Raw genomic sequence first — 15301 nt, 5'->3', positions numbered from 1 at the left:
CGGGATTGGGCGTGGCGGCGTGCGCTCGCTATGCTTGCGCGATGACCGATGCGCCTCCTGTCACCGCTGCCGCCGCCACGACGCCTACGCCCACCGCGGGAGCGCGCGTGGCGCTGCTGTTCGGCGGCAGCGGCCAGATCGGCGAGCGCCTGCTGCACGGTCTGCTCGCCGCCGGCTGGCAGGTGCATGCGTTCTCGCGCACGCCGCAAGCGCCGCGCGACGGCCTGCACTGGCACCCGGGCGAATTGAGCCAGCTGCAGGCGCCGCCGGTGCAGGCCGAGGCGATCTTCAGCTGCGGCCCGCTGGATGCGTTCGCCGACTGGTACCGGCGCACGCCGTTGCGCGCTTCGCGCGTGGTCGCGTTCGGTTCCACCAGCCTGGAGGTCAAGCGCGATTCGCTGGACGCCGCCGAACGCGACGTCGCCCGGCGCCTGCGCGAGGCCGAGGCGGTCCTGTTCGCGGCTGCGGCCGAACGCGGCGCCGCGGTGACCGTGCTGCGCCCGACGCTCGTCTACGGCGCCGGCCGCGACCGCACGCTGAGCGCGATCGCCACGCTGGCGCGGCGCAGCGGCTGGTTCGTGCTGCCGCGCAGCGCGCGCGGCCTGCGCCAGCCGGTGCATGTGCAGGACCTGGCCGATGCGGCGCTGGCGGTGCTGGCGCATCCGGCCACGCATGGCCGCAGCTATGCGCTGGGCGGCGGCGAAGTGCTCAGCTACCGCGAGATGGTGCGGCGGGTGCTGGCCGCGCTGCAGCCGCCGGCGCGGCTGCTGTCGCTGCCGCACGCCCTGTTCGCGCTGGCCCTGCGCATCGCCCATGCCGGCGGCCGTCTGCGCGGCATGAACCGTGCCGCTCTGCAGCGCATGGGCGAGGACCTGGTGTTCGATCTGACGCCGGCGCAGCGCGATTTCGGCTACGCGCCGCGCGCCTTCGCCCCGGATGCGGCGATGCTGGGCGAGCCGCGCTGAGGCGCAGGCGGCAGGCCCGGCGGCAGGTTCAGTAGCGCCAGCCCATGCGCCGATAGAGCTTGGCCAGCACCCAGGCCGGCCCGATCAGCAGGTACACCAAGTCGGTCAGGAAGCTGGGTTTGTGGCCTTCCAGCTTGTGCCCGACGAACTGCGTGATCCAGGCCGCCACGAACACGCCGATGGCCAGCCACAGCAGGCCGTGCAGGCCCAGACGCGCCTCCAGCAGCCGGCACAGGCAACCGCAGAAGAAGAACGCGGCCAGCATGCCGTAGCCCAGCGGCCGCGACAGCCGGTTGTAGAACATCCACGCCGCGAACATGCCCAGTGCCGCCCACAGCCCGCTCTGGAACAAGCTGCCGCCGACCGGGATGCACCACAGCAGCGCCACCACCGACCACAGGATCGCCGGTACCGCCAGCACATGGATGCGCTGGTTGGCGACGTTGCGGTGATCGTCGGAATAGCTGGCGAAATAGCGGTCGATCGGGCGCGCGTAGGCGGTGGTATCCATCGTCCCTCCCAGGAGTCGGGCCAGGATAGCGCCATCGGCGTGGCGATGCGGAGACAGCGGCCGCGCCGGAGCAGGCGCTTGCCTGGGCCGTGTCTGTTGGCCTCCGTCGTGCCATCGTGCGGCGGTCGAGTCGGCACAGCGCAAAAAAAGCCCGTCGTCGGCACAATATCGACCGCGCTGTCACGTCTGCAACAGCATGAGCCCATCGAATCCAGCGCCCGAGACCGACCGCGCCATCGCCGCGACGGTCCTGCACGAGCGCTCCAGGCTCGGCAACTTCATCCGCCGCCGCGTGCTCGACCGCGCCGAGGCCGAGGACATCCTGCAGGACGTGCTCTCCGAGTTCGTGCAGGCCTACCGGCTTCCCGCGCCGATCGAGCAGGCCAGCGCCTGGCTGTTCCAGGTCGCGCGCAACCGCATCATCGACCGCTTCCGCAAGCGCCAGGCGCAGCCGCCGGACAGACATCTCGACGAGGGCGCCGACGTTGCCGACGACGACGACACGCTGCGCCTGGATCTGGCGCTGCCGGCGCCTGGCGGCGGGCCGGACGCCGCCTATGCGCGCACGCGCTTGCTGCTGGCCTTGCAGCAGGCGCTGGACGAATTGCCGGAAAACCAGAGCGAGGTATTCGTGGCCCACGAATTCGAGGGCCGCAGTTTCAAGCAGATGGCCGCCGACAGCGGCGTCGCGATCAACACCTTGTTGGCGCGCAAGCGCTACGCCGTGCTGTACCTGCGCGCGCGCCTGCAAACGGCTTACGACGAACTCGAATTCTGAAGGAGTGAACAAGATGGCATTCAAAGCGAGATATCTGGGCAAGGCGGTGTTCGTGCTGGCGGCGCTGGCCGTCCTCGGCGCGGTGGTCATGCTGCTGTGGAATGCGGTCGTGCCATTGGCAGTGAGTGGCGCGAACCCGATCGACTATCCGCATGCGCTGGGATTATTGGTGCTCAGCCGCATTCTGTTCGGCGGATTCCGCGGGCACGGTGGCTGGCACAGGCACCGCCATTGGGAGAAATGGCAGGCGATGACGCCGGAAGAGCGCGAGCAGTTCAAGCACGCCATGCACCGCCGCCGGCACCGGGGCGAACGCCAGTGAAGCCACTGCACGATGCGATGACGGTGTGCCGGCAGGCGCCGGGTGCGGTGCGGCCGAGCGTCGACTTGGCGCGCTGCGAGGGCAAGGGCGAGTGCGTCGCGGTGTGCCCGGAGCAGGTGTTCGAACTGCGCCGCATCGACGCGCCCGACTATCGCCGCCTGGGCCTGTTGCACCGGTTCAAGCTGCGCGTGCACGGCATGCGCGTGGCCTATGCGCCGAACGCCGACGCCTGCCGTGGCTGTGGCCTGTGCGTGGCCGCCTGCCCGGAGCAGGCGATCACGCTGCGCCGCGGGGTGCCGGCATGAGCGCGGCGGCCGCGGCGTCCCCGCCGGGCTTCAGCGGCTACCAGAAGGCGGTGGCGGGCATGCTGGCGTTCCTGCAGTTCGCCGTCATACTCGACTTCATGCTGATGTCGCCGCTGGGCGCGACGATCATGCCGGCGCTGCGCATCGGCCCGGCCCAGTTCGGGCTGGTGGTCTCCGCGTATGCGTTCAGCGCCGCCATTTCCGGACTGCTGACCGCCGGCTTCGCCGACCGCTTCGACCGCAAGAGGATCCTGCTGTTCTTCTACGCCGGCTTCATCGTCGGCACCGCGTGGTGCGGCCTGGCGCAGAGCTTCCACAGCCTGCTGCTGGCGCGCATCGTCACCGGCCTGTTCGGCGGCGTGATCGGCTCGGTGGTGCTGGCCATCGCCGCCGACCTGTTCCCCGCGCAGCAGCGCGGGCGGGTGATGGGCTTGATCCAGACCGCCTTCGCGGCCAGCCAGGTGCTGGGCATCCCCATCGGCCTGTCCCTGTCCAACCGCTGGGACTGGCATGCGCCGTTCCTGGCGATGGCCGGGCTCGGCCTGCTCGCCGGCCTGGTCGTGGCCTGGCGGCTGCAGCCGGTCACCGAGCACCTGCATGCGCCGCGCGAACACGGCGCATGGCGGCACCTGCTGCACACCTTCGCCGTGCCGCGGCACCTGCCCGCGTTCGCGGCGACCGCGCTGTTGAGCATCGGCGGCTTCATGCTGATGCCGTTCGGCAGCGCCTTCATCGTCGGCAACCTCGGCATCGACCTGCACAGCCTGCCCACCATCTACCTGATCACCGGACTGTGCGCGATCGTGTTCGGCCCGATGATCGGCCGCGCGACCGACAGCTTCGGCATCCTGCGCGTGTTCACCTTCGGCACGCTCGCCTCGATCGTCATGGTGCTGGTCTACACCCACCTGGTGCGGGCGTCGCTGCCGCTGCTGATCGTGGTCAACGTGCTGCTGTTCGCAGCGATCTTCTCGCGCATGATCCCGTTCCAGGCGCTGGCCGCCTCGGTGCCGTCGGTGGCGCAGCGCGGCGCCTTCAACGCCATCGGCGCCTCCGTGCAGCAACTGTCCGGCGGCCTGGCATCGCTGATCGCCGGGCACATCGTCAGCATCGGCGCCGACGGCAGGCTGCAGCACTTCGAGGTCGTCGGCTATGTAGTGGTGGCGGTGTCCCTGGTCGCCTGGTTCCTGCTCCGCGGGCTGCAGCGCGACATGCAGCGCGAGTCGAGCTTGCCGCGAGCCGCCGCAGGCTGAGGCGCCGCGGCAGTCAGGGTGCCGTGCGCTCTGGGCGCTGGCCGGTGTATCGCTGCACGTGGCGCGCCGGCGCAGCGTGATCGTCTGCGGCGCATGCGCCCGGCATCAGCATGCGCCGGCGGCCGCCAGGCCGTGCAGTACGCGAGAATGAAGCAGAGCGCACGGCGTCATGGCGGCCTCTGCGGGATGGACCGCGCCTGCACGGCGAGCGTGCAGGTTGCATGCACCAGAGCGGGCTGCAGGCTGCGCCCGGTAGTGCGCGTACGGGTGCACGTCCGGGAGGGCCTGCAGGAAACGCCAGGCCCCACCGTTCCTGCGCGTCCGCTGGATCGTCAGTCGATCGAAATCCCCGCCAGCCGCTGCAGCGCTTCGGCGTATTTGGCGCGGGTGCGGTCGATCACGTCCTGCGGCAGGCTGGGGCCGGGCGCGGTCTTGCCCCAGTCCAGCGTCTCCAGGTAGTCGCGCACGAACTGCTTGTCGTAGCTCGGCGGGCTGGTGCCCACTTGGTACTCGTCGGCCGGCCAGTAGCGCGAGGAATCCGGGGTCAGTATCTCGTCCATGATGTACAGGCGACCGTCGGCGTCGGTGCCGAATTCGAACTTGGTGTCGGCCAGCAGGATGCCGCATTCGGCGGCGAAGTCGGCGGCGAAGCGGTAGATGCGCAGGGTGGCGTCGCGCACGCGCTCGGCCAGTTCGGCGCCGACGGTCTTGACCATCGCGTCGAAGTCGATGTTCTCGTCGTGGTCGCCGACCGCGGCCTTGGTCGAAGGGGTGAAGATCGGCTCGGCCAGTTTCTCGGCCTGGCGCAGGCCGTCGGGCAGCTCGATGCCGCTGACCTTGCCGGTGCGCTGGTAGTCCTTCCAGCCGCTGCCGATCAGGTAGCCGCGGGCGATCGCTTCCACCGGCACCGGCTTGAGCTTCTTGGTCACCACCGCGCGCCGGGCGTACAGCGCCGCGTCCACGCCGGCGGGCAACACCGCGGCCACGTCGATGCCGGTCAGGTGGTTGGGCATCAGGTGCTCGGTCTTCTTGAACCAGAAGTTGGAAACCTGGCACAGCATCTCGCCCTTGCCGGGAATCGGGTCGGGCAGCACCACGTCGAACGCGGACAGGCGGTCGGTGGCGACCATCAGCAGGTAGTCCCCGGGCGGGGCGTCGGCAGGCAGGCGGTCGCGGGGAATATCGAATACGTCGCGGACCTTGCCCCGGTGACGCAACGGCAGGCCGGGCAGATCGGATTGCAACAGCGTGGTGGACACAGGCACTCCTACGGACTTCGCAATGGCGGCTGTCCCGGGACCCGGCGGGCCCGCGGCTCGACAGCGGGCCGCGTAGTGTACGGCCGGAAAGCCCCGCTGTGCCGTAAAATGCGAGGCCTTGTCCGCCGAGCCCGCCCTCGCCCATGCACTGGTACGGAAAACTGCTCGGCGCCATCGCCGGGGCGCTGCTGTTCCGGCCCAATCCGGTGTTCGGCGCGGTGCTGGGGCTGCTGGTCGGGCACGCCTTCGATGCTGACTGGTTCAAGCTCGGCCAGCGCGACGACCCCTACCGCGAACTGGGCGTGCGCCGCGACGCCACCGACGCCGAGATCGAACTGGCCTACCGCCGGCTGATCTCCCAGTACCACCCCGACAAGGTCGCCGGCGCCAGCCCGGAGCTGCGTGCGCGGGCCGAGAAGAAGGCCAGCCAGCTCAACACCGCCTACGACCGTATCCGCACCCTGCGCAAGCGCTGAGACCTTCGCCATGTCCGATTGCATCATCTCCCCGTCCATCCTTTCCGCCGATTTCGCCCGCCTCGGCGAGGAAGTGGACAACGTCCTCAAGGCCGGCGCCGACTGGATCCATTTCGACGTGATGGACAACCATTACGTGCCGAACCTGACCATCGGCCCGATGGTGTGCCAGGCGCTGCGCAAGCACGGCGTCACCGCGCCGATCGACGTGCACCTGATGGTCGAGCCGGTGGACCGGCTGATCCCGGATTTCGCCGAGGCCGGCGCCAGCCTCATCAGCTTCCACCCCGAGGCCAGCCGCCACGTGCACCGCACGATCCAGCTGATCAAGTCGCACGGCTGCAAGGCCGGGCTGGTGCTCAACCCGGCCACGCCGGTGGACATCCTCGACTGGGTGCTCGACGACCTGGACCTGGTGCTGGTGATGTCGGTCAATCCGGGCTTCGGCGGGCAGGCCTTCATCCCGTCGGCGCTGGACAAGCTGCGCGCGATCCGCGCCAGGATCGACGCCAGCGGCAAGCCGATCCGGCTGGAGATCGACGGCGGGGTCAAGCCCGACAACATCGCCGCGATCGCCGCCGCCGGTGCCGACACCTTCGTCGCCGGCTCGGCCATCTTCAACGCGCCCGACTATGCCGCGGTGATCGCGCAGATGCGGGCTGCGGTGGCGGCGCGCTGAGATGGCCGCGCTGCAGATCCGCCCGGCCACCGCCGACGATGCCGCGCTGATCCTGCGCCTGATCCGCGACCTGGCCCGCTACGAGCGCGCCGAGGACGCGGTGCAGACCGACGAGGCCGGCCTGCGCGCCAGCCTGTTCGGCCCCGGCGCCACCGCGCATGCGCTGATCTGCGAGGCCGACGCGCAGCCGATCGGCTATGCGGTGTACTTCTACAACTACTCGACCTGGCTCGGCCGCAACGGCTTGTACCTGGAAGACCTGTATGTGGCCCCGGAACACCGCGGCAGCGGCGCCGGCAAGGCCTTGCTGCGGCATCTGGCCCGGCAGGCGCTGGCCGAGGGCTGCGGCCGTTTCGAATGGTCGGTGCTGGACTGGAACCAGCCGGCGATCGAGTTCTACCAGGCCGCCGGCGCGCAGGCGCAGGACGAGTGGACCGTATACCGCCTGCAGGGCGAGGCGCTGGCCAGGTTCGCGGCCGGCTGAGCGGCGGCGCAAAAGAAAGAACCGCACTGTCGCCAGTGCGGCCCCTGGGAGAAATCGGAGGCTGATCCTGCCTCCATCCGTCGTCCTTGCTATGGCCTTCCATGTTCCGGGCGATCGGTGACGCAGGTATGACAGCGTGGTCGACATTGCGCTGCTTGCCGGGCGCTGCGTAGGCAACCAATCACGGCCGGTCGGCCAGTGCAGATGGCCGGGCGTGGCGCGTGCCTGATCCGGCGCCCATGGCCCGCGCAGCTGGCACGTTGCGCATTCACGATGTCCGCATCCGCCGCCGGCTAGGCTGCAGGCCTGATCTCGGGAAGGTCCGCATGGCAGCACCGCACTGGCGTCTGATCCTCAATGGCAAGTCGGCGGGCGACGAGCCGCTGCGCGAGGCCGTGTCCGTGCTGCGCGAGCGCGGTATCCAGTTGCAGGTGCGAGTGACCTGGGAGGAGGGCGACGCCGAACGCTACGTGGCCGAAGCGGTGGCCGACGGCGCCGACTGCATCGTCGCCGCCGGCGGCGACGGCACCCTGAGCGAGGTGGCCAGCGCGCTTGCGCACCACGACGCCGATGCCGCGGCGCTGCCGGCGCTGGGCCTGGTGCCGTTGGGCACGGCCAACGATTTCGCCACCGCCGCCGGCATTCCCGACACGCCGCTGGCGGCGCTGGAGCTGGTCGCGCAGGCGCCGGCCGTGGCCATCGACCTGCTGCGCATCGAGGCCGAGCACGGGCCGCACTGGTGCGCCAACGTCGCCAGCGGCGGCTTCGGTACCCAGGTCACGGTGGAAACCGACGAGGGCCTGAAGAAGATGCTCGGCGGCCTGGCCTACCTGATCACCGGGATGGGCAAGCTGGGCCAGATCGATCCGATCCAGGCGCGGTTCGAAGGGCCGGATTTCGCCTGGGAAGGCGAATTCATCGCGCTGGGCCTGGGCAATGGGCGCCAGGCCGGCGGCGGCCAGGCGCTGTGCCCGGACGCCTTGCTCGACGACGGCCTGCTCGACCTGACCATCGTCCCGGAGATGAGCGGCGAAGTCGCCGCCACCCTGGGCACGCTGGTCACCTCCGGCAAGCAGGCCGCGCTGGAGCGGGTCGCGGTGCGCGCACAACTGCCGTGGGTACGCATCGACGCGGCCATGCCGCTGACCTTGAACCTGGACGGCGAACCGGAGACCTCGCGGCACTTCCGCATCGATTGCGTCGCCGGCCGCCTGCGCATGCACCTGCCGGCCGATTCGGCGTTGCTGCGCGGTCGGGCGGGGTAGCGGCGCGGCTATCGCTTGCCGGAGGGAGTACCGCGTCGCGACTGAAGTCGCTCCCAACAATGGGACTTGCGGCGCGCCGGCTGGGTGCACTGTGGGAGGGACTTCAGTCCCGACTGCATCCAGCCCAGGCAGGCCTGGCGCTTTCCAGGCTGCGCAACAGCCCATGCGGCGCAGCGCCGATGGTCCCTTCTGCAACCGTTGCCAGTCGCCGCAGTTGCGGTAAAGTAGCCGCCGTGTCCAGCCTGACGACCCAGCGTTCCTTCACTTCCGCTCGCCGTGCGTGGCGATGGTGGCCTGTAGCCGTCGTCCGCCCCGCCACCGAGTCCCGGAAGGAAAGTCGTCTTGATCACCCGCGAGCTGTTCCAGCGCTACGCCGCTGAAGGCCACACCCGCATCCCCGTCGTCCGCGAAGTGCTGTCCGATCTGGACACGCCGCTGTCGGTCTATCTCAAGCTCGCCGACGCCCCGCATACCTACCTGTTCGAATCGGTCGAGGGCGGCGAACGCTTCGGCCGCTACTCGATCATCGGCCTGCCGGTGCGGCGCGTGTACACCTTCAGCGGGCATACGCTGGAAGTGCGCGATCACGGCGAGCTGATCGAACGCCGCGAGGTCGCCGATCCGTTCGCCGAAGTCGAGGCGCTGCGCTCGGCGCATTCGGTGCCCAAGCTCGACGGCGTGCCCGGCTTCACCGGCGGCCTGGTCGGCTGGTTCGGTTTCGAATGCATCGGCTACATCGAGCCGCGCCTGGCCAGCGGCGACAAGCGCAACGAGCTCGACACGCCCGACATCCTGCTGATGCTGTCCGAAGAGGTCGCGGTCTTCGACAACCTCAAGGGCCGCCTGTACCTGATCGTGCACGCCGATCCGCGCGACGCCGACGCCTGGGAACGGGCGCAGGCGCGGCTGGACGCGCTGACCGCCACGCTGCGCCAGCCCGGCGCCGGCTACCCGGTGCCGCTGGCGCGCGACGTGCTCGACGAAAGCGACTTCGTGTCCGGTTTCACCCGCGACGGCTTCATCGCCGCGGTGGAGAAATCCAAGGAATACATCCGCGCCGGCGACATCTTCCAGGTGGTGCTGAGCCAGCGCCTGAGCGTGCCGTTCAGCGCGCGACCGGTGGACGTGTACCGCGCGCTGCGCGCGCTGAACCCGTCGCCGTACATGTATTTCCTCGACGTCGGCGACACCCAGGTGGTCGGCTCCTCGCCGGAGATCCTGGTGCGGCTGGAAGCGGGCCAGGTCACCGTGCGCCCGATCGCCGGCACCCGCCCGCGCGGCAAGACCGTGGAAGAGGATCTGGCGCTGGAAGCGGAACTGCTGGCCGATCCGAAGGAGCGCGCCGAGCACCTGATGCTGATCGACCTGGGCCGCAACGACGCCGGCCGCGTGTCGCAGGCTGGCACCGTCGCGGTCGGCGAGCGCTTCGTGATCGAGCGCTACAGCCACGTCATGCACATCGTCAGTGAAGTCACCGGCACGCTGCTGCCCGGGCTCAGCTACGCAGACGTGCTGCGCGCCACGTTCCCGGCCGGCACCGTCAGCGGCGCGCCGAAGATCCGCGCGCTGGAAGTGATCCGCGAGCTGGAGCCGATCAAGCGCAACGTCTATGCCGGCAGCATCGGCTACCTCGGCTGGCACGGCGACGCCGATACCGCGATCGCGATCCGCACCGCGGTGATCAAGCACGGCCGCCTGCACGTGCAGGCCGGCGCCGGCATCGTCTACGACTCCGATCCGCAGAAGGAGTGGGACGAGACGATGAACAAGGGCCGTGCGCTGTTCCGCGCGGTGGCCGAGGCGGCGAAGGGGCTGTGAGCGTGTCCGCACCGGCCGCGCGGATCGGCTTCCGCAACGACTACAGCGAAGGCGCGCATCCGCGCCTGCTCGCCGCATTGGCCGCGGCCAGCGCCGAGCAGAACGGCGGCTACGGCCTGGACCGGCACAGCGAACGCGCCGCGCAACTGATCCGCCGCGAGATCGCCTGCGCGCACGCCGACGTGCACCTGCTGGTCGGCGGTACGCAGACCAACCTGGTCGCGATCGGCGCCTTTCTGCGTCCGCATCAGGCGGTGATCGCCGCCGCCAGCGGGCACATCGCCACGCACGAGACCGGCGCGATCGAGGCCACCGGGCACAAGGTCCTGACGGTGGAGGCGGCCGATGGCCGGCTGAGCCCGGCGCTGATCGCGCCGCTGCTGGCCGAGCACGGCAACGAGCACATGGTGCAGCCGCGGTTGGTGTACGTGTCCAACACCACCGAGCTCGGCACGATTTACCGCAAGCGCGAGCTGCAGGCCTTGCGCGAATTTTGCGATGCGCACGGGCTGTGGCTGTTCCTTGATGGCGCGCGCATCGGCAGCGCGTTGACCGCCGAGGGCAACGACCTGCGCCTGGCCGACATCGCCGCGCTGACCGACGCGTTCTACATCGGCGGCACCAAGAACGGCGCGCTGCTCGGCGAGGCGCTGGTGATCGTCAACCCGGCGTTGCAAGCGGATTTTCGCTACTTGCTCAAGCAGCGCGGCGCGCTGCTGGCCAAGGGCATGGTACTGGGCGCGCAATTCGCCACGCTGTTCGAGGATGGCCTGTTCTACGAACTGGCCGCGCACGCCAACCGCATGGCCGCGCGCCTGCGCGAGGGTCTGGCCGCGGCCGGCGCGCAGTTCGCGTCGGACTCGCCGACCAACCAGCTGTTCGTGACGCTGCCGGCCGACGTCGTCGAGGCCTTGGCGCAGCGCTACGATTTCGAGCGCTGGCAAGTGCTGGCCGACGGCCGCTGGGTGATCCGTTTCGTGACCTCGTGGGCCACGCAGACCGATGCGGTCGACGCGCTGTGTCGCGATTTCGCCGCGCTTTCGTACCCCGGCGCGCAACGCGCGGCCGGCTGACATTCGCCAAGGAGAGGAAGATGAAGACGAAAACGCTAGGTCGCTGGGTCATCGCCGTATTGCTGGCAGTGCCGGCATTCGCCAGCGCGCAGGTCAACAGCCTGCCGTCCCAGCCGCACCTGCTGGTCAAGGGCGAGGCGCAGCGCGAAGTGGTGCCGGATCGCTTCGGGGTCAAGATCACCCTGAGCGCGGTGGATGCCGATCCGAGTGCAGCGCGCAAGCGCGTGCAGGCCAATGCGGCGAGCGTGCTGGCCGCCTTCAAGCAGCAGCACGCGCTGGCCGATAGCGTGCAGGCGACGACGCTGTCGATCCAGCCAGAGCAGCGCTACGAAGACAACAAGCAAGTCTTCATCGGCACGCGCGTGCAGCGCACCTTGTCCGCCGACTTCAGTACGTTGGACGACCTCCGCGGCTTGCTCGGCAAACTCAGCACCAGCGAGGAACTGCAGGTGTCGGGCGTCACCCCGCACTACAGCGGCGAGACTGCGTTGCGCGCTGAGCTCAAGCGCCAGGCGGCCGAGCAGACCCGCGCGTCGGCGCAGGCACTGGCCAAGGCCTACGGCGTACGCCTTGGCGGCCTGTACACAATCTCTGAGGTTGCGCCGGATTTCGCCTACGGCATCCAGGCCGGCCGATGGCCGACGGAGCCGGTCGCCTTGCAGTTGGCGAGTGCGCCTGTCGGGCCTTTGTTCCAAGTTGCAGAACCACGTGCCGCTGATCATGTGGCCGAATACCTCGAAGCCGGCAGCCTCACCCTTTCCGAAAACGTCTATGCGGTCTTCCTGATCGCGCAATGAGTCCTTCGCCATGCTGCTGATGCTCGACAACTACGACAGCTTCACCTACAACCTCGTGCAGTACCTGCAGGCGCTCGGCGCCGAGGTCAAGGTGGTGCGCAACGACGCGCTCAGCGTGGACGAGATCGAGCGGCTGGCGCCGGAGCGCATCGTGATCTCGCCCGGCCCGTGCACGCCGAACGAGGCCGGCGTCTCGCTGCAGCTGATCGAGCGGCTCGGCCAGCGCACGCCGATCCTGGGCGTGTGCCTGGGCCACCAGAGCATCGGCCAGGCCTACGGCGGCGACGTGGTCCGCGCAGGCACCATCATGCACGGCAAGACCTCGCGCATCCGCCACGAAGGCCGCGGCGTGTTCGCCGGCCTGCCGGACCGCTACGAGGCCACCCGCTACCACTCGCTGGTGGTGGAGAAGAGCACGCTGCCGGACTGCCTGGAAGTGACCGCCTGGACCGAGAACGAAGACGGCACCATGGAAGAGATCATGGGCCTGCGCCACCGCCAGTTCCCGGTCGAGGGCGTGCAGTTCCATCCCGAGTCCATCCTCACCGAGCACGGCCACGCCCTGCTCAAGAACTTTTTGGAGCGATGAATATGCGTCTGCCTTTACGTCCGGTGCTTGCGGCGATCGCATTGCTGACCTGCGCTCCGTGTTTCGCGGCGCCTGCCGCCGCCAAGCCGACCGCGCCGCACTGCGCTGCGGAGGCGCTGAAGCAGGCCGCCAAGCTGCTCGCCTTCCATTCCGGCAACGACGAGCGCGCCGAGGTCGGCGAGGAAGTCGAGCGATTGCCGTCCATCGTCAATCCGGCCAACCCCAAGCAGCGCTTCGAGGTGCTGCAGGTGTGGGGTTCCATCTACAAGGGCGAGTACCGCATGCGCCTGCTCTACTACCCGATGCGCGACGGCGACTGCGTGCTGATGGGCCAGGAAATCCTCGAGCACGCCAGTCTTTGAACGTCCAGGAACCGCAATGACGCTGACCCCGCAGCAAGCCCTGCAACGCACCATCGAGCACCGCGAGATCTTCCACGACGAGATGGTCGGGCTGATGCGGCAGATCATGCGCGGCGAAGTGTCGCCGATGATGACCGCGGCGATCCTCACCGGGCTGCGGGTGAAAAAGGAGACGATCGGCGAGATCGCCGGTGCGGCCGCGGTGATGCGCGAGTTCTCGCGCACCGTCGAGGTCGCCGACCGCACCCACATGGTCGATATCGTCGGCACCGGCGGCGACGGCTCGCATACCTTCAACATCTCCACCTGCGCGATGTTCGTGGCCGCCGCGGCCGGGGCCAAGGTGGCCAAGCACGGCAACCGCAGCGTTTCGTCCAAGTCCGGCAGCGCCGACGCGCTGGAAGCGCTGGGCGCGGCGATCGAGTTGCAACCCGAGCAGGTGGCGCAGGCTTTGGACGCCACCGGCATCGGCTTCATGTACGCGCCGGTGCACCACCCGGCGATGAAGGTGGTGGCGCCGGTGCGGCGCGAGATGGGCGTGCGCACCATCTTCAACATCCTCGGACCGCTGACCAATCCGGCCGGTTCGCCGAACATCCTGATGGGCGTGTTCCATCCCGACCTGGTCGGCATCCAGGCGCGCGTGCTGCACGAGCTGGGCGCCGAGCGCGCACTGGTGGTGTGGGGCCGTGACGGCATGGACGAACTCTCGCTCGGCGCCGGCACCCTGGTCGGCGAACTGCGCGATGGCGAAGTGCGCGAGTACGAAGTGCATCCGGAGGATTTCGGCATCGCAATGTCGGCCAGCCGCAACCTTAAGGTCGCCGATGCCGCCGAATCGATGGCGATGCTGCTGAGCGTGCTCGACAACGTGCCCGGTCCGGCGCTGGACATCGTCGCCTTCAACGCCGGCGCGGCGCTGTATGTGGCCGGCGTGGCGGCCGATATCGGCGCCGGCATCGGGTTGGCGCGCGCGGCGATCGCCGACGGCCGCGCCCGCGCCAAGCTGGATGCGTATGTGGCGTATACGCGGCGCCTGGTGGAGCTGCAGGACGTGGCGCCCGCTGCCGGTTGAACGCGTCGGATCGGGAAAAAGCAGTCGGCGATCCCGCATCGTCGCCGCGTCCATCCATGCCGTCGGCAATGCAGGCTTGGCGCGCATCGCCATGTCGTTCGCGCGTCACGCGGATGCGCGAATGTGCCGGTAGCGATGCGAGGGCAGGGCGATTGCGCAGGGCCGCTGCGTTGGCCGGCGCGCTAAGCTGCCTTCCGCTGCGCATCGGCGGCGCACCACGACACGAGGATTTGCATGGCCAACCGATCCTATCTCTACAGCCTCGGCAACCGGCCGACGTCGTACTACGACCGGCCCGAGACCATTTCCAGCCTCTCGGAGTGGGCGTACGACGTGCCGTTCGTGTACCGGCTGCTGATGTCGGCCGATCCCCAGCTGTGCGCCTCGCTCGTGGCGGAAGGCCTGGATGACGACGAGGGCGACGACGAGAACGAAGGCGAAGATGCGCTTGAGGCTAGCGCTCAGGAAGCCGACGAGGACGAAGAAGAAAACGAAGACGAAGACCAGCCCCCGCGCCTGCATGCGATCAGCAGTCCGTTCGCGCCGGGCCTGGAGCGGGTCCGGCGCTTCGCCGGGATCGTGAAGGCGATCGCGATGGCTGCGCCTGCCGCGCAGCCCGCTCCGGCGCCGGTCGCCGAGCCACCACCGGCGTCCTTGCTGGGGCGTCTCACGCGGATGCTCTCTGCACCGGCGCCGGCACCGGTCGAGGCGCCAGTGCAGGTGCCGGCGACGGTCGAGCACTTGCCGGGCTGGCTGGACGAAACGATCGCTTTCCTGGAGGAGAACCGCGATGCGTTCCTGCTGCTGGAGACCGTCGAACTGGACATGATGTCGGCGATGGGAGAAGCGGACCTGCGCGCATGCGTCGAGGAGGAGATCGAACGCTGTCGCGCCGTCGGCGCCGCCTTCGAGGCCTTGCCGGCCGACACCGACGAGGCGGCGCGCCTGCTGCGCCGCCTGGCGGTCGAAGAAGGCGCGCCGCCGCTCGATGTGTTCCATGGCCTGCGCTTCGACGACGACTGCGACAGCACGCGCACCGGCGCCACCGAGCGGCCGCTGGGGCTCAGCAACTGGTCCGAGGTGCTGTATTTCGAATTGTCCGACCGGGAGGCGTTCGACGCGCGCGAGGCCAGGGACTGACGCCACAGGTCGCGCGGCTGTCGCCGCGGTGCCGCGGCAGCAGGCGGCGCCACAACCGAACCGGCGCGGGAGAGGCACATAGATACGCGCGGCAATCGTCCGCTCGCGCCTGCCGGCCCCAAAAAACCGACGTCCATGCGGCTGACCGTA

18 protein-coding genes are annotated in these 15301 nt (G+C 69.4%); 16 read left to right on the top strand and 2 right to left on the bottom strand.

The annotated features are described in order from the left end of the window. The first annotated feature begins 41 nt into the window (after positions 1–41). Positions 42–965: an NAD-dependent epimerase/dehydratase family protein gene (locus HEP75_RS19860; RefSeq protein ID WP_185824650.1), complete on the top strand. Its 924-nt coding sequence runs from the start codon at positions 42–44 to the stop codon at positions 963–965. A 28-nt stretch (positions 966–993) separates the two neighbouring features. On the opposite strand, the gene HEP75_RS19855 is transcribed toward HEP75_RS19860, so the two are convergent. Beyond that, a complete protein-coding gene (locus HEP75_RS19855; protein ID WP_185824649.1) occupies positions 994–1476 on the bottom strand; it encodes an Mpo1-like protein in 483 nt (160 codons plus the stop codon). Positions 1477–1672: 196 nt separating this feature from the next. Here HEP75_RS19855 and HEP75_RS19850 point away from each other — a divergent pair, with 196 nt between their 5' ends. From HEP75_RS19850 to HEP75_RS19835, 4 genes are read left to right on the top strand one after another with little or no spacing between them, the layout of a single operon-like run. Further along, entirely contained in the window at positions 1673–2254 is a 582-nt protein-coding gene (locus HEP75_RS19850) for a sigma-70 family RNA polymerase sigma factor (RefSeq protein ID WP_185824648.1), read from the top strand. Positions 2255–2267: 13 nt separating this feature from the next. Next, the gene (locus HEP75_RS19845) at positions 2268–2576 is read left to right on the top strand and encodes a hypothetical protein (protein ID WP_185824647.1); all 309 of its coding nucleotides are present in this window, start codon (positions 2268–2270) and stop codon (positions 2574–2576) included. Beyond that, positions 2573–2881 (top strand): 4Fe-4S binding protein, encoded by a 309-nt coding sequence (locus tag HEP75_RS19840; RefSeq protein WP_221899283.1) that lies wholly within the window; start codon positions 2573–2575, stop codon positions 2879–2881. The genes HEP75_RS19845 and HEP75_RS19840 overlap by 4 nt, the downstream gene beginning before the upstream one ends. Further along, a complete protein-coding gene (locus HEP75_RS19835) occupies positions 2878–4134 on the top strand; it encodes an MFS transporter (RefSeq protein WP_185824646.1) in 1257 nt (418 codons plus the stop codon). Before HEP75_RS19840 ends, HEP75_RS19835 begins: the two co-directional genes overlap by 4 nt. Before the next feature lie 332 nt (positions 4135–4466). Here the strand turns inward: HEP75_RS19835 and HEP75_RS19830 are convergent, their stop codons facing one another. Continuing rightward, positions 4467–5393, bottom strand: a complete 927-nt coding sequence (locus HEP75_RS19830) for a phosphoribosylaminoimidazolesuccinocarboxamide synthase (protein ID WP_185824645.1) — start codon at positions 5391–5393, stop codon at positions 4467–4469. A gap of 143 nt (positions 5394–5536) precedes the next feature. On the opposite strand from HEP75_RS19830, the gene HEP75_RS19825 reads away from it, so the two are divergent. The 11 genes from HEP75_RS19825 to HEP75_RS19775 all read left to right on the top strand — a co-directional run bounded on the left by HEP75_RS19825 (position 5537) and on the right by HEP75_RS19775 (position 15151). Beyond that, positions 5537–5869 (top strand): DnaJ domain-containing protein, encoded by a 333-nt coding sequence (locus HEP75_RS19825; protein WP_145704749.1) that lies wholly within the window; start codon positions 5537–5539, stop codon positions 5867–5869. 10 nt (positions 5870–5879) lie between these two features. Further along, on the top strand, positions 5880–6548 hold the full coding sequence (rpe, locus tag HEP75_RS19820; RefSeq protein ID WP_185821293.1) for a ribulose-phosphate 3-epimerase: 669 nt from the start codon (positions 5880–5882) through the stop codon (positions 6546–6548). 1 nt (position 6549) lies between these two features. Next, complete coding sequence (locus tag HEP75_RS19815) at positions 6550–7032, top strand: GNAT family N-acetyltransferase (protein ID WP_185824644.1); 483 nt, start codon at positions 6550–6552, stop codon at positions 7030–7032. Between the two features lie 326 nt (positions 7033–7358). Further along, the gene (yegS, locus tag HEP75_RS19810) at positions 7359–8297 is read left to right on the top strand and encodes a lipid kinase YegS (protein WP_185824643.1); all 939 of its coding nucleotides are present in this window, start codon (positions 7359–7361) and stop codon (positions 8295–8297) included. 342 nt (positions 8298–8639) lie between these two features. Then, on the top strand, positions 8640–10115 hold the full coding sequence (gene trpE, locus HEP75_RS19805) for an anthranilate synthase component I (protein WP_185824642.1): 1476 nt from the start codon (positions 8640–8642) through the stop codon (positions 10113–10115). 2 nt (positions 10116–10117) lie between these two features. Then, entirely contained in the window at positions 10118–11188 is a 1071-nt protein-coding gene (locus HEP75_RS19800; protein WP_185824641.1) for an aminotransferase class I/II-fold pyridoxal phosphate-dependent enzyme, read from the top strand. Positions 11189–11208: 20 nt separating this feature from the next. Continuing rightward, positions 11209–11985, top strand: coding sequence for an SIMPL domain-containing protein (locus HEP75_RS19795; protein ID WP_185826675.1), 777 nt, complete (start codon positions 11209–11211; stop codon positions 11983–11985). A 10-nt stretch (positions 11986–11995) separates the two neighbouring features. Next, the gene (locus tag HEP75_RS19790) at positions 11996–12574 is read left to right on the top strand and encodes an aminodeoxychorismate/anthranilate synthase component II (protein ID WP_185821288.1); all 579 of its coding nucleotides are present in this window, start codon (positions 11996–11998) and stop codon (positions 12572–12574) included. A gap of 2 nt (positions 12575–12576) precedes the next feature. Further along, complete coding sequence (locus HEP75_RS19785; RefSeq protein WP_185826674.1) at positions 12577–12936, top strand: hypothetical protein; 360 nt, start codon at positions 12577–12579, stop codon at positions 12934–12936. Positions 12937–12952: 16 nt separating this feature from the next. After that, positions 12953–14011 carry an anthranilate phosphoribosyltransferase gene (gene trpD / locus HEP75_RS19780; RefSeq protein WP_185824640.1) on the top strand — a complete coding sequence of 353 codons (1059 nt, stop codon included), beginning with the start codon at positions 12953–12955 and terminating at the stop codon, positions 14009–14011. A 234-nt stretch (positions 14012–14245) separates the two neighbouring features. After that, entirely contained in the window at positions 14246–15151 is a 906-nt protein-coding gene (locus tag HEP75_RS19775) for a hypothetical protein (RefSeq protein ID WP_185824639.1), read from the top strand. Positions 15152–15301: the final 150 nt, after the last annotated feature.

Origin of the sequence: Xanthomonas sp. SI, assembly GCF_014236855.1 — a bacterium.
Classification (GTDB): Bacteria; Pseudomonadota; Gammaproteobacteria; order Xanthomonadales; family Xanthomonadaceae; genus Xanthomonas_A.
The sequence above is the reverse complement of the archived record's forward strand: the minus strand, read 5'-3'. Positions and strand labels throughout refer to the sequence as shown.